The sequence below is a fragment of the Roseateles cavernae genome (genome assembly GCF_040187885.1).
Classification (GTDB): domain Bacteria; phylum Pseudomonadota; class Gammaproteobacteria; order Burkholderiales; family Burkholderiaceae_C; genus Roseateles_E; species Roseateles_E cavernae.
Window position 1 is genome coordinate 168798 of sequence record NZ_JBDPLH010000006.1, and the last position, 21544, is coordinate 190341.

Genomic DNA, 21544 nt, shown 5'->3' on the forward strand with positions numbered 1-21544 from the left:
CAGAAGGTTCTTCAGTAGCCCGCCGCCCGGTCCACCGCCCACTCGGGCCGCCGCCCGGCACGCACCGCGCGCAGCGCCGCCAGGCACTGCGCGGCCACCACGGTCTCGCGCGCCTCACCGGCGATATGCGGTGTGGCCAGCAGCCGGGGATGGTGCCAGAGCCAGGATTCGGGCGGCAGCGGCTCGCGCTCGAACACATCGAGCGCGGCGCCGGCCAGATGCCCCTCGTCCAGCAAGGCCTGCAGATCGGCCTCGACCAGATGGCCGCCGCGCCCCACATTGATCAGCACCGCGCCACGCGGCAGCTGGGCCAGGCGCTCGCGGTTCAGCAGGCCCTGTGTCGCCTCGGTCAGCGGCAGGGTGCAGACCAGCAGATCGCTCTGGGCCAGCAGCTGCGGCAGCGCGCCAGCGCCGGCCAGGCTCTGCAGGCCTGCGAACTGCTTGGCTTGGCGGCCCCACAGCGTCACCGGGTAGCCCAGCGGCACAAAAGCGGCCGCCACGGCCTGGGCCACCGCCCCCTGGCCCAGGATGCCGACCCGACAGCGCTCGGGCGGACGCACCGGGTGGCGGCGCCACTCGGCACGCGCCTGCTGGGCCGCATACAGCGGCAGATCGCGGCTGAAATGCAGTGCGCAGGCGATCACATACTGGGCCATGGTGCGGGCCTGCAAGGGGTCGACCACACGGCTCACCGGCAGCCCCGGCGGCAGGTCCGGCACGGCCAGCAGCTTCTCGACGCCGGCGCCGGTCGAGCACAGCAGACGCAGGTTCGGGTAAGCGCCGAGCTGGCCGGGCTTGAGCCGCCAGGCCAGGATGGCTTCGACCGCCTCGGGCGGCGGCGCATCGGCCTCGGTCCAGACCTGCACCTCCGGGGCGGCCGCGCGCAGCGCCGCGACGAAGGGCGCCGAGGGCAGCGGCGCGCTGAGAACCAGGATGGCCATCAGCTGTCGTAGCCCGGCAGGCGGCGATCGAGCCGGCGCAAGAGACCCGGCCAGACCAGATTCGCGCCCAGGCCCTTGCTGACCTCGCGTGCCTGCTCGGGCATGGTGGCTATGATGGCCTGCGGCACCCGGGTCAGCGCGCTGCCACCGGCCTGTGCCAGCAGCTGGATGCGGCAGGCCGCCTCCAGCGTGTACATCTGCTGGAAGGCTTCGGCGACGCTGCGGCCGCAGGTCAGCAGCCCGTGGTTGCGCAGAATCATGAAACGCGCCGTGCCCAGGTCTGCGGCCAGGCGCGGCCGCTCGGCATCGCGCAGCGCGACGCCCTCGTAGTCGTGATAGGCCAGGCTGCCCAGCACAAAACCCGACTGCTGCGACAAGGGCAGCAGCCCCTCGGCCTGGGCCGCGACCGCGATGCCATGCGGGGTGTGCGTGTGCATCACGCAGCTCATCTCGGGCCGCGCCTCGTGCACGGTGCTATGAATCACAAAGCCGGCCGGGTTGATCGCGAACGGCGTGTCCTGCAGCGGCCGGCCGTGGTGATCCACCTTGACCAGGCTGGAGGCCGTGATCTCCTCGAAGAACAGGCCGTAGGGGTTGATCAGGAACTGATCGCCCTCGCCCGGCACCCGCGCCGAGATATGGGTGAACACCAGATCATCCCAGCCGAACATCGCCACCAGACGGTAGGCCGCCGCCAGATCGACGCGCTGCTGCCACTCCTCGGGCGAGACCTGAGCCTGCAGGCTGGGGATGGGGGGCAATTGCTTCATCATCATCATCGAATCCTCGGGCCGGTTGCCGCCACGCATTGTCGCCGCCAGGTGGCGTCCAAGCCCTGTCACGCCGGCGACAGCGGCCGTGCGCCACGCCGCACTCAGGCCTGCATCAGCGCCTCACGCAGACCGCCGAAGCGCCGGCGGTACTGCGGCGCCGACAGCTGGACCTTGCGTCGGAACAAGCGTCCGAAAAAGGCCGCGTCCTCATAGCCCACCTGCTCGGCGATGGCTTCGATCGGCAAGGCCGTCGTCTCGAGCAGGTGCTTGGCTTCCTCGATGCGCAGGGTATGCACATACTCCAGCGGCGTCAGGCCGGTGGCCAGCTTGAAGCGGCGCTGGAAGCTGCGCTCAGGCAGCTGGCTCAGCGCGATCAGCGAAGACACCGGCGCGGCGCTGGCGTAGTTGTCGGCGATCCAGCTCTGGCAGCGGCCGATCACCGCATCGTCTGACTGGCGCGTGCGGGCCACGCGTGCAAACGGCTGCTGGCCGACCTGGTGCCAGTCGATCAGCCAGACCCGGGCCACATGGGTGGCGGCCTCGATGCTGACCAGGCGCGCGATCAGGTACAGCGCCAGGTCCATCCACGAGGTGCCACCACCGGCCATCACCAGCCGTTGCCCCTCGCCGGACACCACCAGCGAGCGTTGCGGCCGCACGCGCACCCCCGGGTGCAGCTGCTGCATCGCGTCGCAAAAGGCCCAGTGCGTGGTCGCGTCCTCGTTCTCCAGCAGGCCCGCAGCGGCGAGCAGCATCGCGCCGGTACAGGCCGCCGTCACCAGCGAGCCCGCAGCGTGGCAGCGCTGCAGCCACGCGAGTTCGTCGGCAAATCTTGCCGTGACCGGTTCATCGGGCGCGAACTGCAGATCGGGCACGATGACGACGTCGGGCCGGCAGTCCGCCAGGGCGCTGCTGACCTGGACCATCGCCCCGTTGGCCACCTGCATAGGGCCCGCTTGCCGCCCGACCGTGATCGGGCGCAAGGCCGGCGGGCCCGGCCTGCCGTCGACGACGATGGGCCAGTCACGCCCGGCACTGTGAAAGAGGTCGGTCAGGCCATAGGCCACCGAGGCCGTGCTGTAAGGCGTGACCAGCACGGCCATGGTCGGCAGTCCCTGGGTGGCAGCGCTGGCAGCGGGCATGACGATCAGGCGGCAGTGGAGCTGCGGCCAGTATCGCCGCAGCCGATGGCGGATTCGTCAGCTTGCTTGCCGGAATGGCTGCGAGCGCCCGCCAGCCTCGGCCCTACGCTGCAAGCACTCTCAACTGACGCCTCTGATGGCAAGGAATCTCCATGAAACTGCATGACCGACACGGCCTGGCATTGTCGAGCTCCAACAGCGACTCGGCCGCAGCCTACGACGCCGCACTCGATCTGTTCCACAGCTGGCGCCTGGACCCGCTGGCGCTGCTGGCGCCGGTGCTCGCCGACGATCCCGACTTCATTGCCGGCCACTTGCTGCAGGCCTCGGTGATGCTCAGCGCCTTCGAGTTCTCGCTGTTCGCTGCGGCCGGCGACAGCCTGCGACTGGCGGCGGCCAGCCGACACACGGCGACCGCCCGCGAGCGCTCGCTGCTGGCCGCGCTGCAAGCCTGGGCCGCAGGCGACATCGACGCCGGCCTGAGCGCGCTGGACCATCATCTCGTCAGCCATCCACGCGACCTGCTCGCGCTGCAGCTCGCGCATCTGGGCGATCTGGTGCTGGGTCGCACGACGATGCTGCGCGACCGCATCGCCCGGGTGCTCGGCCACTGGAGCGAGAGCGACAGCGGCTATGGCTATCTGCTGGGCATGCTGGCCTTCGGGCTGGAGGAGACCTGCGCGTTCGAGCAGGCGGAAGCCGTCGGTCGCCGCGCGGTCGAGCTGCAGCCCCACGATGCCTGGGCGGTGCACGCGGTGGCGCATGTCTGTGAGATGCAAGGGCGCCCCGCCGACGGGCTGCAATGGCTCATGGCCACCCGCGCCGACTGGCGTCATGACAACGGCATGGCGGTGCACAACCACTGGCATCTGGCGCTGATGCAGCTAGCGCGTGGCGAACACGCCGCAGCGCTGGCCATGTACGACGAGACCGTGGCACCGGGCCCCGAGGTGCTGAGCCTGAACCTGGCCGATGCCAGCTCGCTGCTGTGGCGTTTGCAGCTGCGCGGTGTGGAGCCGGGCGCACGCTGGACCGCGCTCGCGCAGCGCTGGCAAGCCCAGGGGGTCTGGGGCGGCTCGGCCTTTCTGGATCTGCATGCGGCGATGGCCTTCGTCAGCGCCGGTGATCGCGCCGGGCTTCAGGCGCTTCGCCAGGCGGCCATCGGCGCCGCAGCCGGCCCGGGTGGCGAGTCCGTGTGGCGCCGCCTTGCGCTGCCGGCGATCGACGGCTTCGCCGCCCTGCTCGACGGCAAGCCGGTGCGCTGCACCGAGCTGCTGCTGCCGCTGCTGCCCGCCACCCAGCCGATGGGGGGCAGCCATGCGCAGCGCCAGGTGCTGCTGCTGACGGCGCAGGAAGCCGCGCGCCGCAGCGGCCAGCAGGCGCTGGCCGCCGCGCTGGCCGCCGAGCAGTCCGTGCATGGCAGCCGCGTGCTGCCCTCCCGGCACATCGGCACGCCGGCTGGCACGAACCGCGCGCTGGCGTCGGCCTGATCGGCCGTCGCGGCAGGCCGTCCGCCCTCAGTCCACCTTCACCTTGGCATTGCGTATCACCTGGCCCCATTTGGCCGTTTCGCTGGCGATGAAGCTGCCGAACTCGGCCGGGCTGCCGCCCATGGGCACCGTGCCCATGGCCTCCAGGCGCTGGCGCACCTCGTCCAGGCGGACGATGGCGTTGACCTCGTCGGCCACTCGCTTGACGATCGCCTCGGGCGTGCCGGCCGGCGCCAGCAGGCCGGCCCAGGTGCTGCCGGTGAAGCCGGCCACGCCCTGTTCGACAAAGGTCGGCAGCTCGGGCAGCGCGGGCAGGCGCTTGTCGCTGGCCACGCCGATCAGCCGCACCTTGCCGGCCTTGCCGGGGGCGATCAGGCCGGAGGCGGCGTCGAGAAAGAGCTGGATCTGGCCGCCCATCAGATCGGTCAGCGCGGCGGCCGCGCCGCGATAGGGGATGTGCACCATATAGCTGCCGGTCAGCGCCTTCAGCAGCTCGGTGCTGAGGTGGGCGGCCGAGCCGTTGCCGCTGGAGCCGAAGCTGATCTTGCCGGGGTTCTTCTTCGCATAGGCGATCAGCTCGGCGGCGGTCTTGAAGGGCGCCTCATTGGGGACCGCCGCGACCAGCGGCGACAGGCCGATCAGCGAGACCGGCGCGATGTCCTTGGCCGGGTCATAGGGCAGCTTCGGATACAGCGTCGTGTTGGCCGCATAGGCGGCGATCACGACGGCCATCGTGTAGCCATCGGGCGCCGATTTGGCCAGCGCATCGACGCCGATGATGCTGTTGGCGCCGGGCTTGTTGTCGACCACGACGGCCTGGCCCAGCCGCTCCTGCAGCTTCTGCGCGATCAGGCGCGCGGTCACGTCGGTGAAGCCGCCGGGCGGGTAAGGCACGATGAGCTTGATCGGCCTGGCCGGCCAGGCCTGGGCCCAGGCCGGTGCGCTCAGCGCGGCCAGGCCAAGGGCAAACTCGCGGCGGTTCGTCTTCATATCGTCTCCTGCTGCTTGTAGCCATCCCTGAGCTCGCGCTTGAGCACCTTGCCGATGGCGCTGCGTGGCAGCTCGGCGATCAGGCACAGATCGGCCAGGCGCTGGGTCTTGCCGACGCGGGCGTTGAGCCATTCGCGCAGCGCTGCGGCCGGCATGTCGAAACCGGCGCGCCGCACGACAAAGGCCACCGGGGTTTCGCCCCAGACGCTGCTGGCCACGCCCACCACCGCCGCCTCGGCGACGGCCTGGTGCTGGCGCAGCTCGGCCTCCAGATCGCTGGGGTAGATATTGAAGCCGCCCGAGATGATCATGTCCTTCTTGCGGTCGAGCAGGATCAGAAAGCCCTCGGCATCGAAGCGGCCGATGTCGCCGGTACGGATGAAGCGCTTGCCGTCCGGCGCGAACCACTCGGCCTCGCGCGTCTTCTCGGGCTGGCCGTGGTAGCCGGCCATCATCGCCGGCGAATGGCCGACCACCTCGCCGGCCTGGCCGGCCGGCAGTTCCAGCCCCGCCTCGTCGATCAGGCGGATGTCGTGCCCCTCGGCGGGCCGGCCCACGGTATGCAGCTTGTCGGGCTGCAGATGGGCTTCGAGGATGCAGGTGCCGCCGCCCTCGGTCATGCCGTAGAACTCGACCAGGCCACCGGGCCAGCGCGCCAGCACCTCGGCCTTCAGCGCGGCCGGGAACGGCGCGCTGGTGCAGAACTTGATCCGGCAGGCGCTCAAGTCATGGTCGTCGAAGCTCGGCAAGGCCATGATGCGCTGGTACTGCACCGGCACCAGCATCGTGTGCGTGGCACGGCGGGCATGGGCCAGGGCCAGATAGGCGGCGGCATCGAACTTGGCCATCAAGAGCACGCAGCCGCCATAGGCCAGGGCCGGGAAGAACACCACCAGGGTCGTGTTCGAGTACAGCGGCGTGGCCAGCAGGGTCACGCTGTCCGGCCCGTAGCCATAGGCCGCGCCACGCCGCACATGCATCCAGCGCATGCCATGAGGCTGGACGATGCCCTTGGGCGCGCCCGTGGTGCCGGAGGAATAGATGATGTTGAACGGCTCCTCGGCGCCGATCTCCACCGGCTGCGGCCGCGTGCCGAGCGGCGCCAGCCAGGCCTCGAAAGCGGCCTCGTCATCGAGCGAGATACGGCGGATGTCGCCGGCCGAGATCGGCGCCGCCGCGTCGGCAAAAAGCAGCCGCGCCTGCGCATCGCCCAGCATGCCGGCCAGCGCCGCCGCCGTGACCGAGGGGGCCAGCGGCGCGACGACGACGCCGGCCCGCAGCGCGCCGAGAAACAGCGCCGCCTGGCGCGGCGTGGCCAGGCCGCACAGCGCAATCGCCTGGCCGGGCGCGACGCCCTCGCGCTGCAGCGCGCCGGCGATACGGTCCATCAGCGCGTCGAGCGCGGCATAGCTCAACACCGTGTCGCCCTGGCGCAACGCCGGCGCGGCCGGTCGCTGCAGCGCATGCTGCTGGATCAGGTCGGCGATGCGCTGGAAGTCCTGGTCATCGGCCATCCCCACCGCCTACTTCGCTGCCAGGCCCAGGCGCTCGATCAGCGCCTTGTCCTTGGCATAGGTCTCGACCGCCCACTGGCGGTACTCCGCGCCGTTGCGATACCACATGGCCTGATTCAACTGCTCCAGCAACTCGATGTGCTTGGGGTCGTCCATCGCCTTCTTGTAGGCATCGTGCAGCGCCTTGACGACCGCCGGGTCCATGCCCTTGGGGCCGGCCAGGCCATAGGGCGAGGTCGACACGACGTTATAGCCCAGCTCCTTGGCGGTGGGCACCTGGGGCCAGCGCTTGGTGCGCTGCTCGCCGAAGGTCACCAGCAAACGCATCTGGCCGCCGTCGACGAACTTGTCCCAGCCGCTGGCATCGCTTTGCGCCATCACATGGCCGCCCAGCAAGGCCTGCTGCAGATCGGCATTGCCCTTGAAGGGGATGTGGTTGAGCTGCACCTTGGCATTGCCGGCCAACTCCTCCAGCAGCAGATGCGGGCTGCTGCCGGTACCGGTGGAGCCGTAATTGATCTGGCCCGGTGCCTTGCGCGCGGCCTCGATGTAGTCGTTGAAGCTCTTGAACGGCGAGTCGCTCTTGACGGTGAAGCCGAAGGTGTAGCCGCTGATGCCGATGATGAACGTGAAGTCGTTCAGCGGGTCCCAGGCGGTCTTCTGCATATGCGGGATGCGCAGCATGCCCAGCGGGTACTGCGAGATCGTGTAGCCGTCGGGCTTGGCGGTCTGCGCCATCGTGCCCGGGCCCAGCGTGCCGCCGCCACCGGGCTTGTTCTCGATGATGATCTGCTGGCCCAGATGCTTGGACGCGAGCTCGGACAGCGCACGCAGATGCCGGTCGGTCGAGCCACCGGCCGGCCAGGGCACGATCAAGGTGACCGGCTTGCTCGGGAAGGCCTGGGCCTGGGCGCCGGCGAGCGGCGCCAAGGTGGCCGCAGCGGCAGCCGCCAGCATCAGGCGGCGGCCCCACATCATCGTTTGCTTGCTCATCACTTGTCTCCTGGTTTTATGAGAGAGGGGGATTCAGGTGCGCGACTGCTGCTCCTGCAGTTCGCGCCACATCACCTTGCCGCTGCCCGACTTGGGCAGCGCGGCGACGAACTCGACGATGCGCGGGCTCTTGTAGGCGGCCATATGGCCATGGGCCCAATCGATGATGTCCTGCTCGCTGACCGATTCCGCCAGGCCGGGCTTCAGCACGACCAGGGCTTTGACGGTCTCGCCGCGTCGGGCGTCCTGCACGCCGATCACGCAGGCCTCCTGCACGGCCGGGTGGTGGTACATCAGCGCCTCGACCTCGGCCGGCCAGACCTTGTAACCCGAGGCATTGATCATGCGCTTGAGGCGGTCGGTCATGAAGAAGTAGCCGTCCTCGTCGATGCGACCCAGGTCACCGGTGCGCAGAAAACGCCGGCCGGCGATCTCGACAAAGGCCTGGGCGGTGGCGGCGGGGTTGCGCCAGTAGCCCTGCATCACTTGCGGCGCGGCGATGATGATCTCGCCGCTCTCGCCCTGCGGCAGCTCGGCCAGGCTGACGGGGTCGACGATGCGCGCATCGACATCGAAGACCGGGATGCCCAGGCACTGGGGCTTGGGCCGGTGCACCGGGTTGATATGGGTGGCGGCCATGGTCTCGGACATGCCGTAGCCCTCGACATAGTCCAGTCCGGTCAGCGCCTTCAGCTTGGCGCAGATGGCCTCGGGCATCGCCGCGCCGCCGCCGCGGATGCCGGCCAGGCTGGACAGGTCATAGTCCGCCAGCCTGGGGTTGGCCAGGAAGTCGATCAGCATGGTCGAGATGGTCTGCCAGACGGTGACCCGGTAGCGCTGCATGCACAGCGCCGCCGCATCGCGATCCCAGCGCGGCAGCACGACGATGGTGGCGCCGATATAGAGCGGCCCGTTGAGGCTGCCCGACAGGCCGGTGACATGGAAGAAGGGCAGCACCGACAGATAGACCGCGTCCTGGGTGCGGGCGAACCAGTTGATGCCGCCGACCAGGGTGCTCATCACGCTGCGGTGGGTGTGCATGCAGCCCTTGGGCTGGCCGGTCGTGCCCGAGGTGTAGGGCATCACGCAGAGATCGTCGGGGCCGGCCGTCAGCGGGCCCGGCACACGCCCGGCCTGCAGCATCTCGCGCCAGGCCCGCAGTCCCGTGCCGACCAGGGGCCGCGCCGGCGCGGCGACGAAATCGGGCACGCTCAGATCGGTAGCCTCGCGCAGATAGTCGCTATAGCACGCGACGATCAGATGCTGCAGCCCGCCCGTGCCCGGCAAGGACTGCAGCGGCTGCAGCTGATCCAGCAGATCCTGCGCGACGAAAGCCGTGCCGGCGCCGCTGTCCGCGACATAGTGGCGCAACTCCTCGCCCCGGTTCATCGGATTGACCGGCACGACCACCGCATTGGCGCGCAGGATGGCGTAGAAGGCCAGCACCCATTGCGGGCTGTTCTGCATATAGAGCAGCACCCGGTCGCCCGCCTGGACGCCGCAGTCCTGCTGCAGATAGCCGGCGATGCGCTCCGTCTCGCGCAGGAACTCGGCGAAGCTGATCGCCGTGTCGTAGAAGATGATGAAGGGCTTGTCGGGGTAGCGCGCGGCGGCCACCTCGACATTGAAGAAGAGGTGGGTCTGCGGCAGGGTCAGGTGTTGCGGCAGGCCCGGCGGCCAGTGCGCCAGATGCGGTGCCTGCGATGAAGGGACTGAATTCATGGGGCTGGGCCATGGCCGGCATCGCTGCGCGGCCGCTGGCTTCTTGTCTCCGTCCTTGCTTATAGGTCGATGCCTGGGGCACCGCTGTCGCATCGGCGTCATTCCTTCATTCCGCTCGACGGAATACACAAATGCTACGACCCAGTCTACGCAGCCCTTCGGCGGCTGTAAATTGGAATGGATCTGAAATCAGGGATTGCGAGCATCCAGGCGCCGCAGCGAGCAAAGACGTGGCGCGCTATATTCCGTCGAGCGGAAAATAACCGGATTGCAGCAAGCATGGGACGACAGCGCAGCAGCCTCGCCGAGGCCGCCGAGGGCAAGGAGACGGCCGACCCGGCCGAGGACCGCCGCTTCGTCACCGCGCTGGCCCGCGGGCTGGAGCTGCTGCGCTGCTTCAAGCCGCAGGACCGCTGGCTTGCCCATCAGGAGATCGCCCGCCGCACCGGCCTGCCCCAGGCCACCGTCTCGCGCCTGAGCTTCACGCTGACCAGCCTGGGCTATCTGCGCCACCGCCCGCAGACCGGCGAGTACGCGCTGAGCCCGGCCGTGCTGTCGCTGGGCTTCTCGGTGCTGACGAATTTCGAGATCGGCCGCATCGCCCGCCCCTTCATGGAGACCCTGGCCGAGCACACCCAGGCCGCGATCTCGCTGGGCGTGCGGCATGACTTGAGCATGGTCTATGTCGCCCACTGCCGCAGCACCGCGCGGCTGATCCTGGGCCTGGATGTCGGCACCCGGCTGCCGCTGGCCGAGACCGCGATGGGCCGCGCGATGTGGTGCTGCGCCTCGCCGGGCATGCGCACCCTGCTGGGCCAGCGCCTGCAGGCCCAGGACGCCGGGCGCTGGGCCCGCCAGCAGCCGGCGCTGCGGCGCGCCGAGGCCGACTACGCGCGGCGCGGCTATGCCTGCTCCGAATCGGAGTGGGAGAGCGATATCGCGGCCATCGGTGTCGGCATCGACATCGGCGACGGCCGCGAGCCGCTGGCGCTGACGGTGGGCGGCCCGGCCACGCGGCTGCGTGGCGCGCTGCTGCACGAGGACTTCGCTACTGCGCTGAAGCACACCGGCCGCGAGATCGTCGACGCCATCCAGGCGGCCGACTGGCGCGACTGATGCCGGGCCGCACCCCTTGGCTGGCCTATGCCTGCCTGGCACTGAGCACCAGCCTGGTCGGCAGCTATGTCGGCCTGTCCAAGCTGCTGCTGGCGGTGTTCCCGGTGTTTCTGCTGGCCTGGCTGCGCTTTGGCAGCGCGGCCGTGCTGATGGCCGGCTGGGTCCGGCGCGGTGCCGACGAAGCCCGGCTCGATGCCCGCTCGCGCCGCCTGCTGTTCCTCGAGTCCTTTGTCGGCAACTTCCTGTTCTCGATCTGCCTGCTGTTCGGCCTGCAGCTGAGCTCGGCCGTGGTGGCCGGCGTCATCATGGCCGGCATCCCGGCTGCGGTGGCCCTGCTGAGCCGGCTGCTGCTGGGCGAGCGCATCGCGCCGCGGGTGATGGCCGGCATCGTGCTGAGCGTCAGCGGCATTGCGCTGGTAGCACTGAACCGCGAGGGCCAGGGTCAGACCACGCCCTGGGGCGCCGCCCTGCTGCTGGCGGCGGTGTTCTGCGAGGCCGGCTATGTCGTGATCGGCAAGCAGCTGACCGCCCATCTCTCGCCCAAGCGCATCAGCGCGCTGATCAATCTCTGGGGCCTGGCCCTGGTGACACCGCTGGGCCTGTGGCAGGCGCTGAGCTATGACTTCGCCCGGCCCAGCGGCCAGCACTGGGCGCTGCTGCTGTTCTATGCGGCGGCGGCCAGCATGGTGACGGTCTGGCTGTGGATGACCGGGCTGAAGAAGGTGCCGGCCGCGCAGGCCGGCGTCTTCATGGTTTTTCTGCCGATCGCCACCGCGCTGGTGGGCCTGGTCTTTCTCGGCGAGCGCATCGGCGCCGTCCAGCTGCTGGCCTATGGCCTGGCCCTGGCCGGCGTGCTGCTGGCCACCGCGCCGAGCAGCAGGAAAAATGCATGAGACCCCCAACAAAAGCTATGACCGCGTCTCGCCGACACCCACTCGCCTTGCCCTAGCATTGCCGGCACCCTCGTCCCTTACCACTCCCCTCTTCTCTTCGCCCCTACCCATGGACGACTTTGAATACTGGCAGCAGCAGGTGTCAGGTTTTGCCGCACTGATGCAGGCCCGGCCGGCCGCCGCCGCCAAGCCGGCACGCGGCAAGCCGCTGCCCGGCCACTGCATGATCTTCTCACCCCACCCCGATGACGAATGCATCGTCGGCGCGCTGCCGCTGCGGCTGCGCCAGGAAGCGCAGTGGCGCATCACCAATGTGGCCGTGACGCTGGGCAGCAAGCCCGAGCGCCGCGAGCCGCGCTGGCGCGAGCTGCAGGCCGCCTGCGAGGTGCTGGGCTTCGACAATATCCGCCTGACCGAGCAGGGCCTGGCCCTGGTGCGGCCCGAGACCGAGACCGAATCGCCCCAGCTCTGGCGCGCCCATCTGCAGTGCGTGACCGAGTTATTGGCCGAGCAGAAGCCCGCCCTGGTGCTGGCCCCGCATGCGCGCGACGGCATCGCCACCCATATCGGCGTGCACAAGCTGCTGACCCAGGCGCTGCAGGCCAGCGGCATCAGCTGCGTGCTGGCCGAGACCGAATACTGGGCGACGCTGCAGGCGCCGAACTGGCTGGTCGAGACCGGCGTGGCCGACACCGCGCGCCTGGTCCAGGCCCTGGCCTGCCACCACGGCGAAATCGCCCGCAACCCCTATCACCTGCGCCTGCCGGCCTGGCTGGCCGACAGCGTGCGCCGTGGCGGCGAGCTGCTAGCCGGCGCCGGCAGCGACGTGCCCGGCTATGCCTTCGGCACGCTGTACCGGCTGAGCCTGTGGGCCGACGGCCGGCCCCAGCAAGACCTGTCCCCCCGCCTGTGCCCCGCCGATCAGGCGATCGATGCGCGCTGGCTGAAGCCCTGAGAAAGATCCCCGGCAATGTCTGAACACCCTACTCATCTGCGCATCCATCAGTTCGCCGGCCTGCACGCCGGCCCGCGCCTGCTGGTCAGCGCCGCCGTGCATGGCAACGAGATCTGCGGCGTGGCCGCGATCCGGCGCCTGGTGGCCGAGCTCGACAGCGGCGCGCTGCGCCTGCTGCGTGGCACCCTGAGCCTGATCCCCATCGTCAACCCGCTGGCCCATGCGCTGGGCCGGCGCGAGGGCGAGCGCAATCTGAACCGCAATCTGCGCCCGGCCGTGATTGCGCAGGACTTCGAGGACCGCATCGCCGGCCCGCTGTGCCGCTGGCTGGCCGATCACGAGGTGCTGCTGGACCTGCATTCCTTCCAGGGCCAGGGCCAGCCCTTCGCGATGCTGGGCCCGCGCAACAACAGCGGCGAGCTCGAGCCCTTTGCCCATGAGCTGGCCGAGGCGCGGCTGGCCGCCTGCGTCGGCACCGGCCGCATCGTCGAGGGCTGGCTCTCGACCTATGCCCTGGGCCTGCAGCGGCGCGCGGCCAGGACCGGCGACGGCACGCGCCGCGCCACCCTGCAGCAAGACCCGCATTACGGCGTCGGCACCACCGAGTACATGCGCTCGCAGGGCGGCTACGGCATCACGCTGGAATGCGGCCAGCACGAGGACCCGGCCGCGCCGGAGTTTGCCTACCGGGCCATTCTGCGCACCCTGGTACTGCTGGGCATGGTCGAGCCCGGCGTCGTCGCCCCCCGCCCGGCCGAGCCGCCCGAGCTCTTGCAACTCTATGAGGTGATCGACCGCGAGCACGAAGGCGACCGCTTCGAGCGCGCCTGGGTCAGCTTCGACGCGGTCAGCAAGGGCCAGCTGATCGGCAGCCGCCATGACGGCACACCGGTGCTGGCGCCCGATGATGGCCGCATCGTCTTCCCGGCTGCCAATGCCCAGCCCGGCAGCGAGTGGTTCTATCTGGCGCGAGCGAGTGAGCGCCGGCTCGGCTAGAGTGCGGACCATGCGTATCGATTTTGTCTCCGACGTTTCCTGCCCCTGGTGCGTGATCGGCCTGAAGTCGCTGGAGCAGGCCCTGGCCCGGCTGCCCGAGCTGGCGGTGGACCTGCACTTCCAGCCCTTCGAGCTGAATCCGCAGATGGCCCCCGAAGGCCAGGACATCGACGAGCATCTGGCACAGAAATACGGCGCCGGGCCTGAGCAGCTGGCGGCCACGCGCGAGGCGATACGCCAGCGCGGCGCGGCGCTGGGTTTCACCTTCACCGCGGGCGCCCGCAGCCGCATCTACAACACTTTTGACGCCCATCGCCTGCTGCATTGGGCCGGGCTGCAGGACGCCGACCGGCAGAAGGCCTTGAAGCTGGCCCTGTTCGGCGCCTACTTCAGCGCCGGCAAGAATCCGGGCGCCCATGAGGTGCTGCTGGATGCCGCCGCCGAGGCCGGCCTGGACCGGCAGGCGGCTGCGGCCGTGCTGGGCTCGGACGCCTACCGGCAGGAGGTGCGCGATGCTCAGAGCTTCTATCTGAGCCAGGGCATCAACTCGGTGCCGGCCATCATCATCAACGAGCGTCATCTGATCCAGGGCGGCCAGCCCAGCGAGGTGTTCGAGCAGGCGCTGCGCCAGATCGCGGCCGAGGCCATCCCGTCGGCCTGAGCGACAATAGAGCCCAGACCTTTCCCCCCAACCGCCCCGCCCTCGGGGCGGTTTCATTTGCGCACGACGCCGAGCAACAAGATGTTCAAGAACTTGACGATTTACCGCGTGGGCCCGAGCTGGCAGCCCACCCAGCAAGAGGTTGAAGAGGCCCTGGCCAAGGGCCAGTTCCTGCCCTGCGGTCCCAGCGAGCCGCTGTCGCTGGGCTGGGTGCCGCCGCGCGGCATCGAGCACGCGCCCCTGGTCGAGGTGATCGACGGCCATCTGCATCTGAAGCTGACGATAGAGTCGCGCGTGCTGCCGGGCTCGGTGGTCAAGGAGCGGGTCGACGAGATCGCCGCCCAGATCGAGGAGCAGACCGGCCGCAAGCCCGGCAAGAAGGCGCTGAAGGACCTGAAGGAACAGGCCACCCACGAGCTGCTGCCGCTGTGCTTCAAGAAGCGCAGCAGCATCCGCATCTGGATCGCGCCCGAGCAGCGCCTCTTGATGATCGACGCGTCCAGCCCGGCGCGCTGCGAGGAGGTCGTCAGCCTCCTGATCAAGGCACTGGACGGCCTCACCCTGCACCTGGTGCAGAGCGCCGAGACGCCGGCCGCCTGCATGGCCGCCTGGCTGATGGACGGTGTGCCGCCCGAGGGCTTCACGATAGACCGCGAGTGCGAGCTCAAGAGCGAGGACGAGATGAAGTCGGTGGTGCGCTATGCCCGCCATGCGCTGGACATCGAGGAGGTGCGCCAGCATCTGAGCAGCGGCAAGCGCCCGACCAAGCTGGCGATGAGCTACAAGGACCGCGTCTCCTTCCTGCTGACCGACACGCTGGCCATCAAGAAGATCGCCTTTCTGGACCTGGTGTTCGAGGGCCATGACAAGCCCGAGAAGGACGAGCAGTTCGACGCCGATGCGGTGATCGCCACCGGCGAGCTCGCCGAGCTGATCCCGGCCCTGATCGAGGGCCTGGGCGGCGAGCACGACTTCCTGGGCTCGGCCCCGAAGTCACTGGACATCGCCGAGCTGCTGCCGCCGGATCAAGACCTGGCCCCGGCCAGCGATGAGGCGCCGCCCTGGGCTTGAGCCTGCGCCGAGGCCTGGCGCCTCAGCGCATCGACATGCCGTAGCGCTGGGCCAGCCTTGCGATCTCGCCGCTGGCCTGCAGGCTGTGCAAGGCCTTGTCGACGGTCGCGACGGCCCAGCGCGATTTCGGCGACACCAGGCAGTGCGTGTCGACCACCGAATAGGGTTTGGCACTGAGCACAAAGCGCTCGCGCTCTTTCGGATGGCGCTGGAAATAGCCCTCGATCTCGGCCTCCGAGACGATCAGCACATCGGCCATGTCGCGGCTGACGAGGCGAAACAGGTTGTCGGACTGCGTGTCGTTGATACGCTTGATGCGGCCCGCCTCCATCAGCGGCTGCAGGCTGGGAAAGCTGTAGCCCAGCAGCACGGCCACGCGCTGGCCGTCCAGATCCTCGGGCAGATGTCCCGGGGCCGGCCGCTCGGCCGGGCCAACCACCCGCTCGATCTGCGGCAGCACCGCCTGGGTCCATTGCGACGCCGGCGCCCGAGTCCAGACCGGGCTGGAATAGCAGACCAGGTCGGCCTGGCCGCCCAGCACCGCCGGCTCGATGCGACGGCGCGGGTAGAGCTGCTGCACGGCCCGCGTGCCCAGCTCCGCCGCCAGCCGCTCGGTCAGATCATGCAGAAAGCCGCCGCTGACCTTGCCGCCCTCCACCGTCAGCAGCGGATAGCCCATGCCCGAGGTCTGGGCAATACGCAGGGTCGGCAGGGTCGGCAGGGTCGGCAGGGTCGGCAGGGTCTGCTTGGACTGCTCGGCGAGGGCTCCGCTTGCACACAGCACCAGCAGAGTGGCCAGACAGGTCTGGCGAGCGGACGGGTTCATCTTTCTTTGTCCCAACGAGTCCAGGTCAGGATGCCGATTGTGCCGCCGCCTCGCGCAGCTTGTCCTTTTTGCTCTTGCGCTTGCCCTTGATACCACCGACGGCCTGGGCCTCGCTGGCGACTTCGCCGGGCTCGAAGCCGGCGATCTGCTCGCGCGCGACGCGCTGGCCCTGGCGTTTCTCGATCAGGCGGAAGTGTGCCTCGGTGTCGGCCGTGATGAAGCTCAGCGCGACGCCGCTGGCACCGGCCCGGCCGGTGCGGCCGATGCGGTGGGTGTAGTCGGCCGGCGAGCGCGGCAGCTCGTAGTTCAGCACCGCCGGCAGCTCCGGGATGTCCAGGCCGCGGGCCGCCACATCGGTGGCCACCAGCACCTGGATCTCATTGGCTTTGAGCGCCGCCAGCACCTGGCGCCGCGTGCCCTGGCTCAGCTCGCCATGCAGGGCCGCCGCCTTGATGCCGGTCTTCCAGAGCTTGTCCGAGACATGCTCGGCCGCGTACTTGGTGGCGACAAACACCAGCAGCCGCGGCCAGGCCTCGGTGGCGATCAGATGGCGCAGCAGCGGCGTGCGCGCGGCGGTATCGACCTGGATCGCGCGCTGCACGATGTCCGGCAGCTCGGCCGGCGTGGCCTCGATCGCGATGCGCTGCGGCTCGCGCAGGAGGGCATCGGCCAGGGCCTGCACGGCCGGCGCGAAGGTGGCCGAGAAGAACAGGTTCTGGCGCTGCGCCGGCAGCAGGCCAAGCACCCGCTGCAACTCTTCGGCAAAGCCCAGCGCCAGCAGGCGGTCGGCCTCGTCCAGCACCAGGGTCTGGGCCGTGTCCAGGCGCAGCGCATTGTGCTCGACCAGGTCCAGCAGCCGGCCCGGCGTGGCCACCATGATGTCCACGCCGCCGCGCAAAGCCATCAGCTGCGGGTTGATGGACACACCGCCATAGGCGATCGCGATCTTCAGCGGCTCGGGCAGCGCGCGAGCGAACTCGCGCAGCACCTCGCCGACCTGCTCGGCCAGCTCGCGGGTGGGCAGCAGCAGCAGCGCGCGCAGGCGGCGCGGGCCACCGTCACGAGCGGCCAGCACCCGCTGCAGCAGCGGCAGCGCATAGGCCGCGGTCTTGCCCGAGCCGGTCTGGGCCAGGCCCAGCACATCGCCGCCGCCCAGCACGGCGGGAATGGCGGCGGATTGAATCGGGGTCGGTGCGTGATAGCCCTGCTCGCGCACGGCGCGCAGCAAGGCGGGGGACAGGCCCAGGGTGGAGAAAGACATCGAGGGCGGGCCTGTGAAGAGGAATGAAGGCGGGATTCTACGGTTCAGCCGAACAGCGGCGTCTGCTCGCCGACCTGCTGGCCGGTGGCGCGCGCCTCGATGGCCAGCAGGCGCAGTTTCGTGGCAACGCCGCCGTGAGCAGAGAAGCCCACCAGATTGGCAGACGCGATGCCGCCCGCCCCCATCACCCGATGGCAGGGCACGATGGGCGCAAAGGGGTTGCTGCCCTCGGCGCGACCGACCGCGCGGGCCGCGCCCGGCTGGCCCAGGCGCGCGGCGACTTCACCATAAGTCAGGGTCTGGCCGACCGGGATGCGCCGGGTCAGCGCATGGACCTGGCGATTGAACTCGGGCACGCCGCGCTCGTCCAGCACGATCTCGAGCAGATCGCGCGGCTCGCCGGCCAGCAAGGCCTGCACGCCGGCACGGGCCTGCTGCACCGGCGGCGGCAGCTGCTCAAGCGCCAGCACCTCGCGCGCGGCCACAAAGCGCACCCGCATGCGGTCGCGTGTCGCGGCGGCGCTTTCCTCGGGCAGCTGCGAGCCGACGATGCCCTGCCCTCCCCAGGCCAGCGCACAAGTCCCCAAGGCCGTGTCATAGCAATGGAAGAACAGGGTGTCCATCAGATCGCTTTTCAGACCGGCTATCAGACGGTCTGGGTGGCCCGCTCGGCCTTGTCCTGCGCCACATGGGTAGCGACGCCCATACGCTCCCGGGTGGCCAGGGCCGCGACCTCGTCCACCGGCAGGCGCTTGAGTTGCGCGTCGCTCCAGACCTGGCGCCAGCGCCGGGCCCCGGCCTGGCCATTCCACAGGCCCAGCGCATGGCGCATCGCCTGGGTCCAGGGCCGCCCGGCCTCGACCTGCGCGCGCAGATAGTCCAGCCAGTCGGCCTCGACCTGCTCGCGGCTGGCGGCCGGGTCGGCCCTGCCGAAGAAGCGCGAATCCCATTGCGCCATCTGCCAGGGCTCGTGATAGGCCTGGCGGCCCACCATCACGCCGTCCACATGCTGCAGCTGCTCGGCGATCTCGGCATCGCCCTTGAGGCCGCCGTTGATGACGAGGGTCAGCGCCGGGAACTCGCGCTTGAGGCGGTGCACCAGCTCGTAGCGCAGCGGCGGGATCTCGCGGTTGTCCTTGGGCGACAGGCCCTGCAACCAGGCATTGCGCGCATGGACGATGAAGACCTCGCAGCCGGCCTCGGCAATGGTGCCGACGAAGTCGCGCACGAACTCATAGCTCTCGACCTTGTCGATACCGATGCGGTGCTTGATCGTGACCGGAATGCTGACGGCATCCTTCATCGCCTTCATGCCCTCGGCCACCAGGGCCGGCTCGGCCATCAGGCAGGCGCCGAAAGCGCCGCGCTGCACCCGCTCGCTGGGGCAGCCGCAGTTCAGATTGACCTCGTCATAGCCCCATTGCTCGGCCAGCTTCGCGCAGGCCGCCAGATCGGCCGGCTCCGAGCCACCCAGCTGCAGCGCGACGGGGTGCTCCTGCACGTTGAAGTCCAGATGGCGCGGCTGGTCGCCATGCAGCAGCGCGCCGGTGGTCACCATCTCGGTGTAGAGCCGGGTCTGGCGGGTCAGCAGGCGGTGAAAGCTGCGGCAATGCTTGTCGGTCCAGTCCAGCATGGGGGCGACCGACAGGCGCCAGGGGCTGGGGGCTGCAGTGGAGTTATCGAGAGAATCGGGCATGTCTTGGCGGGGATGAGCCGCAATTATCCCGCCGAACGGCATTGGCCTGTGCAGGCAGGCCGGCAACACCACACGGTCGGCCGGCCTGCCTTGCCCCGAAAGATCAGGGCTTGTGATCTACGCTTTCCTCAAGGTGTGTAGCTGATCTGCAAGCTGGCGCCCGAATAGGCACGGTAGCCGTACAGCCCGATATAGAGCCAGCCCGGGGCCGGATTGCTCAGGCTGCAGGTCTCGAGATTGGTGCTGCCCTCCTTCTTGCAGTTGTAGCTGCTGGCCGTGGGTTTCTGGCCCGGCTGGGTGAACAGGTCCAGGTCGCCGCTGCCGCCACTGGTGCGCACCTGCAGCTGGGTGGTGCCGGCCGGCACCGCGACCTTCCAGTAGCGCCAGCTGCGGGCCGCCCCGGCCAGGCCGCCGACGCTGTTCAGCAGCACCGGCACGCCGTCGTCGCTCAGCACCACGCTGCGGCTGGTGTTGGCGCTCAAGCCCTCGTTGTCGGTCACGGTCAGGCGCACGTTGTAGCTGCCGGCCGCCGCATAGGTCTTGACCGGGTTGGTGCCGCTGGCGCTGCTGCCGTCACCCAGCTCCCAGCTGCGCGCGGTGATGCTGCCGTCATCGCTGCTGCGGTCGCTGAAGGAGACCGTCAGGCCGTTGACGCTGTAGTCGAAAGCGGCCTGTGGCGGCGTGCCACCGCTGCCGGATTCGATGTCCAGGTAGACGGCGCTCGGCGCGCCCCAGTTGCCGGCGCTGTCGCGGCCGCGCAGATAGACGATGTGCCGGCCCACCGCGAGCCCGCTGGTATCGAGCGTGGCGCGCACCGCCTCGGAGGCCGCATTGAAGCTGCCGTCGCTGGCCGCCATCGGCTGCGCCACCGCACCGGCCTGCCAGGGCGCGAGGTCGAGGTAGTACTCGGCCGCGTTGACCACCTGGGTCGGCTCGGCGCCATTGCTGTTGTTGTAGCGGGTGTCGTCGATGCGGGCCGTCAGGGTCACCGGCGTGCCCGCGCGCACCCGGGCCGTCGACAGCGCCGGCTCCAGGCTGTCCGGGCCAGCCGGCGTGATGTAGGGCATGCGCGCCACCTTGGCCGCGTAGATCAGGGCCGGCAGATTGCCCGGCAGCAGGGTATTGCTGTAATAGCTGCACTGCTCGAAGAAGGCCGTGCCCAGCTCGAAGGTGAAGGCCGCGACGCCCAGCTCGCCGTAGCTGGGGCCATCGCTGGTGCCGTCGGTCTCGTACAGGCTCAGCGAGCGCTGCGGCGTGTGGCCGTTCCAGTAGGCGAACTTGCGCCCCAGCGTGGCGAGCTGGCGGTCATTGCCGGCCACCGCACCGTTCGTGCCCCAGGGCCACAGCAGCAGGCGGCCATGGCTGTGGATGTCCAGATGGATGCCGCTGGTGTCCAGCGGCGCGGCGTCGCCACGGTTGGGGCCGCGGCGGTCCGGCCAGAGGCTGCGGATATAGGCCTCGACCGCACGGGTCTCGGGCTCGGAAGCGCCGCTGGGGCCGCGGTAGGTCTCGCTGCAGGCATTGCCGCTGGAGCCGGTACCGCCGGTGGAGTTCCAGCCGAAACCGAAGTTGCGGTTCAGGTCGGCGCCGCGGCTGTTGCTGGTGGCGCCGCAGTAGGCGGTGTTGGTGTTCTTGCGCCACAGCAGGCCGGTCTCGGCCTTCTTGCGGCCGTCGGGGTTGGTGACCAGCAGCAGGTGCACCTCGTGGTGGTCGAGGATCCAGCTCAGATCGGCGTCGACGCCATGACCGTTGATCAGGCGCTTGGCGAACTCCAGCACCAGCGGCGTGGTCGTGTACTCGCGCGCATGGATGCCGGCATTGACGAAGAGCTTGGGCTTGTCGCCGGCGACCGCGCTATTGCTGAGCTTGAGCACCCGCAGGTCGTAGCCGCCGAGATTGCGGCTCTTCTGCCAGGAGTCGCCGATGTCGATCCAGCGCGCCAGCTGCGGCTTGGCGGCGATCAACGCATCGGCCTGGCTGAACACCTCCTCGACGGTCGGATAGCAGCTGTAGTTCGGGATGCCCAGGGCCACGACCTCGCCGGCCTGCGCCTGTTGTTGGCGCTGCTGCTGCAGGGCCGTGCTCTCGCGCCGGGCCTGCTGGGTCTGCTGCTCCCACCAGCGCTTGTCGGGCTCCAGGCGGAAGCCCTGGGCACGCAGCTCGCGCGCCTCGGCCGGGCTGATATTGACGACGACATAGCCCAGCTCGTACTTCGACTCCAGGGTCTCGAAGCGGCTGTGGGCGATCGCCTGGGCGCGCGCCAGGTCGCTGAAGTAGGCGCGCATCACGACCCGGTTCTCGGTCTGCTGGCCGGCAATCTCATGGGCCTGGGCCAGGGGCCAGCTCAAAGCGAGCAGGGCTGCGGCGAGCAGGGGACGCAGCCGGCCGCGCAGGGCGGCCTTGGGGGTTTGAACAGGATTCACTGAAGAGGTCCTCCGATCATGGGCCGGCCGCTCGTGGCAGCCACCCAGTCAAGACGGCAAAACGGTGCCGCCGCCGTACTG

General features: G+C 69.6%; 19 protein-coding genes. 7 read left to right on the forward strand and 12 right to left on the reverse strand.

Features of this window, described 5'->3' with window-relative positions; genetic code table 11:
* Positions 1-11 precede the first annotated feature (11 nt).
* From ABGI63_RS17340 to ABGI63_RS17350, 3 genes are all read right to left on the reverse strand, one after another.
* Positions 12-941 (reverse strand): 2-hydroxyacid dehydrogenase, encoded by a 930-nt coding sequence (locus tag ABGI63_RS17340; protein ID WP_349743596.1) that lies wholly within the window; start codon positions 939-941, stop codon positions 12-14.
* Complete coding sequence (locus tag ABGI63_RS17345; RefSeq protein WP_349743708.1) at positions 941-1711, reverse strand: class II aldolase/adducin family protein; 771 nt, start codon at positions 1709-1711, stop codon at positions 941-943. Before ABGI63_RS17345 ends, ABGI63_RS17340 begins: the two co-directional genes overlap by 1 nt.
* A gap of 104 nt (positions 1712-1815) precedes the next feature.
* Positions 1816-2856, reverse strand: coding sequence for a GlxA family transcriptional regulator (locus tag ABGI63_RS17350; RefSeq protein WP_349743597.1), 1041 nt, complete (start codon positions 2854-2856; stop codon positions 1816-1818).
* 152 nt (positions 2857-3008) lie between these two features.
* Between ABGI63_RS17350 and ABGI63_RS17355 the strand changes: the two genes are divergently transcribed.
* On the forward strand, positions 3009-4346 hold the full coding sequence (locus ABGI63_RS17355) for a tetratricopeptide repeat protein (RefSeq protein ID WP_349743598.1): 1338 nt from the start codon (positions 3009-3011) through the stop codon (positions 4344-4346).
* A gap of 27 nt (positions 4347-4373) precedes the next feature.
* Here ABGI63_RS17355 and ABGI63_RS17360 read toward each other — a convergent pair whose 3' ends face one another.
* From ABGI63_RS17360 to ABGI63_RS17375, 4 genes are read right to left on the reverse strand one after another with little or no spacing between them, the layout of a single operon-like run.
* A complete protein-coding gene (locus ABGI63_RS17360; protein ID WP_137944987.1) occupies positions 4374-5336 on the reverse strand; it encodes a tripartite tricarboxylate transporter substrate binding protein in 963 nt (320 codons plus the stop codon).
* The gene (locus ABGI63_RS17365) at positions 5333-6850 is read right to left on the reverse strand and encodes a class I adenylate-forming enzyme family protein (RefSeq protein ID WP_349743599.1); all 1518 of its coding nucleotides are present in this window, start codon (positions 6848-6850) and stop codon (positions 5333-5335) included. Before ABGI63_RS17365 ends, ABGI63_RS17360 begins: the two co-directional genes overlap by 4 nt.
* 9 nt (positions 6851-6859) lie before the next feature.
* A complete protein-coding gene (locus ABGI63_RS17370) occupies positions 6860-7843 on the reverse strand; it encodes a tripartite tricarboxylate transporter substrate binding protein (protein ID WP_432767434.1) in 984 nt (327 codons plus the stop codon).
* A gap of 33 nt (positions 7844-7876) precedes the next feature.
* Positions 7877-9565, reverse strand: a complete 1689-nt coding sequence (locus tag ABGI63_RS17375; protein ID WP_349743600.1) for a long-chain fatty acid--CoA ligase — start codon at positions 9563-9565, stop codon at positions 7877-7879.
* Between the two features lie 279 nt (positions 9566-9844).
* Here ABGI63_RS17375 and ABGI63_RS17380 point away from each other — a divergent pair, with 279 nt between their 5' ends.
* The 6 genes from ABGI63_RS17380 to ABGI63_RS17405 all read left to right on the forward strand — a co-directional run bounded on the left by ABGI63_RS17380 (position 9845) and on the right by ABGI63_RS17405 (position 15257).
* Entirely contained in the window at positions 9845-10681 is an 837-nt protein-coding gene (locus tag ABGI63_RS17380) for an IclR family transcriptional regulator (protein WP_349743601.1), read from the forward strand.
* Entirely contained in the window at positions 10681-11574 is an 894-nt protein-coding gene (locus ABGI63_RS17385; protein WP_349743603.1) for a DMT family transporter, read from the forward strand. The genes ABGI63_RS17380 and ABGI63_RS17385 overlap by 1 nt, the downstream gene beginning before the upstream one ends.
* A gap of 109 nt (positions 11575-11683) precedes the next feature.
* Complete coding sequence (locus tag ABGI63_RS17390) at positions 11684-12529, forward strand: PIG-L deacetylase family protein (RefSeq protein ID WP_349743604.1); 846 nt, start codon at positions 11684-11686, stop codon at positions 12527-12529.
* 15 nt (positions 12530-12544) lie between these two features.
* Complete coding sequence (locus ABGI63_RS17395; protein ID WP_349743605.1) at positions 12545-13525, forward strand: succinylglutamate desuccinylase/aspartoacylase family protein; 981 nt, start codon at positions 12545-12547, stop codon at positions 13523-13525.
* A 10-nt stretch (positions 13526-13535) separates the two neighbouring features.
* Positions 13536-14186, forward strand: a complete 651-nt coding sequence (locus ABGI63_RS17400) for a DsbA family oxidoreductase (RefSeq protein ID WP_349743606.1) — start codon at positions 13536-13538, stop codon at positions 14184-14186.
* A gap of 81 nt (positions 14187-14267) precedes the next feature.
* Complete coding sequence (locus ABGI63_RS17405) at positions 14268-15257, forward strand: recombination-associated protein RdgC (RefSeq protein ID WP_349743607.1); 990 nt, start codon at positions 14268-14270, stop codon at positions 15255-15257.
* A gap of 22 nt (positions 15258-15279) precedes the next feature.
* Here the strand turns inward: ABGI63_RS17405 and ABGI63_RS17410 are convergent, their stop codons facing one another.
* From ABGI63_RS17410 to ABGI63_RS17430, 5 genes are all read right to left on the reverse strand, one after another.
* Positions 15280-16083: a substrate-binding periplasmic protein gene (locus ABGI63_RS17410; RefSeq protein WP_349743608.1), complete on the reverse strand. Its 804-nt coding sequence runs from the start codon at positions 16081-16083 to the stop codon at positions 15280-15282.
* Positions 16084-16108: 25 nt separating this feature from the next.
* Entirely contained in the window at positions 16109-17344 is a 1236-nt protein-coding gene (locus tag ABGI63_RS17415; RefSeq protein WP_349743609.1) for a DEAD/DEAH box helicase, read from the reverse strand.
* 44 nt (positions 17345-17388) lie between these two features.
* Complete coding sequence (locus ABGI63_RS17420; protein ID WP_349743611.1) at positions 17389-17967, reverse strand: methylated-DNA--[protein]-cysteine S-methyltransferase; 579 nt, start codon at positions 17965-17967, stop codon at positions 17389-17391.
* A 23-nt stretch (positions 17968-17990) separates the two neighbouring features.
* Entirely contained in the window at positions 17991-19040 is a 1050-nt protein-coding gene (gene dusA, locus ABGI63_RS17425) for a tRNA dihydrouridine(20/20a) synthase DusA (protein WP_349743612.1), read from the reverse strand.
* Positions 19041-19168: 128 nt separating this feature from the next.
* Positions 19169-21463 carry a M14 family zinc carboxypeptidase gene (locus ABGI63_RS17430; RefSeq protein WP_349743613.1) on the reverse strand — a complete coding sequence of 765 codons (2295 nt, stop codon included), beginning with the start codon at positions 21461-21463 and terminating at the stop codon, positions 19169-19171.
* Between the last annotated feature and the right edge of the window lie 81 nt (positions 21464-21544).

What these genes read in the sequence shown, in the direction of transcription:
- ABGI63_RS17340 (WP_349743596.1), bottom strand. Translation starts at nt 941, where the DNA reads ATGGCCATCCTGGTTCTCAGCGCGCCGCTGCCCTCGGCGCCCTTCGTC.
- ABGI63_RS17345 (WP_349743708.1), bottom strand. Translation starts at nt 1,711, where the DNA reads ATGAAGCAATTGCCCCCCATCCCCAGCCTGCAGGCTCAGGTCTCGCCC.
- ABGI63_RS17350 (WP_349743597.1), bottom strand. Translation starts at nt 2,856, where the DNA reads ATGCCCGCTGCCAGCGCTGCCACCCAGGGACTGCCGACCATGGCCGTG.
- ABGI63_RS17355 (WP_349743598.1), top strand. Translation starts at nt 3,009, where the DNA reads ATGAAACTGCATGACCGACACGGCCTGGCATTGTCGAGCTCCAACAGC.
- ABGI63_RS17360 (WP_137944987.1), bottom strand. Translation starts at nt 5,336, where the DNA reads ATGAAGACGAACCGCCGCGAGTTTGCCCTTGGCCTGGCCGCGCTGAGC.
- ABGI63_RS17365 (WP_349743599.1), bottom strand. Translation starts at nt 6,850, where the DNA reads ATGGCCGATGACCAGGACTTCCAGCGCATCGCCGACCTGATCCAGCAG.
- ABGI63_RS17370 (WP_432767434.1), bottom strand. Translation starts at nt 7,843, where the DNA reads ATGAGCAAGCAAACGATGATGTGGGGCCGCCGCCTGATGCTGGCGGCT.
- ABGI63_RS17375 (WP_349743600.1), bottom strand. Translation starts at nt 9,565, where the DNA reads ATGAATTCAGTCCCTTCATCGCAGGCACCGCATCTGGCGCACTGGCCG.
- ABGI63_RS17380 (WP_349743601.1), top strand. Translation starts at nt 9,845, where the DNA reads ATGGGACGACAGCGCAGCAGCCTCGCCGAGGCCGCCGAGGGCAAGGAG.
- ABGI63_RS17385 (WP_349743603.1), top strand. Translation starts at nt 10,681, where the DNA reads ATGCCGGGCCGCACCCCTTGGCTGGCCTATGCCTGCCTGGCACTGAGC.
- ABGI63_RS17390 (WP_349743604.1), top strand. Translation starts at nt 11,684, where the DNA reads ATGGACGACTTTGAATACTGGCAGCAGCAGGTGTCAGGTTTTGCCGCA.
- ABGI63_RS17395 (WP_349743605.1), top strand. Translation starts at nt 12,545, where the DNA reads ATGTCTGAACACCCTACTCATCTGCGCATCCATCAGTTCGCCGGCCTG.
- ABGI63_RS17400 (WP_349743606.1), top strand. Translation starts at nt 13,536, where the DNA reads ATGCGTATCGATTTTGTCTCCGACGTTTCCTGCCCCTGGTGCGTGATC.
- ABGI63_RS17405 (WP_349743607.1), top strand. Translation starts at nt 14,268, where the DNA reads ATGTTCAAGAACTTGACGATTTACCGCGTGGGCCCGAGCTGGCAGCCC.
- ABGI63_RS17410 (WP_349743608.1), bottom strand. Translation starts at nt 16,083, where the DNA reads ATGAACCCGTCCGCTCGCCAGACCTGTCTGGCCACTCTGCTGGTGCTG.
- ABGI63_RS17415 (WP_349743609.1), bottom strand. Translation starts at nt 17,344, where the DNA reads ATGTCTTTCTCCACCCTGGGCCTGTCCCCCGCCTTGCTGCGCGCCGTG.
- ABGI63_RS17420 (WP_349743611.1), bottom strand. Translation starts at nt 17,967, where the DNA reads ATGGACACCCTGTTCTTCCATTGCTATGACACGGCCTTGGGGACTTGT.
- dusA (WP_349743612.1), bottom strand. Translation starts at nt 19,040, where the DNA reads ATGCCCGATTCTCTCGATAACTCCACTGCAGCCCCCAGCCCCTGGCGC.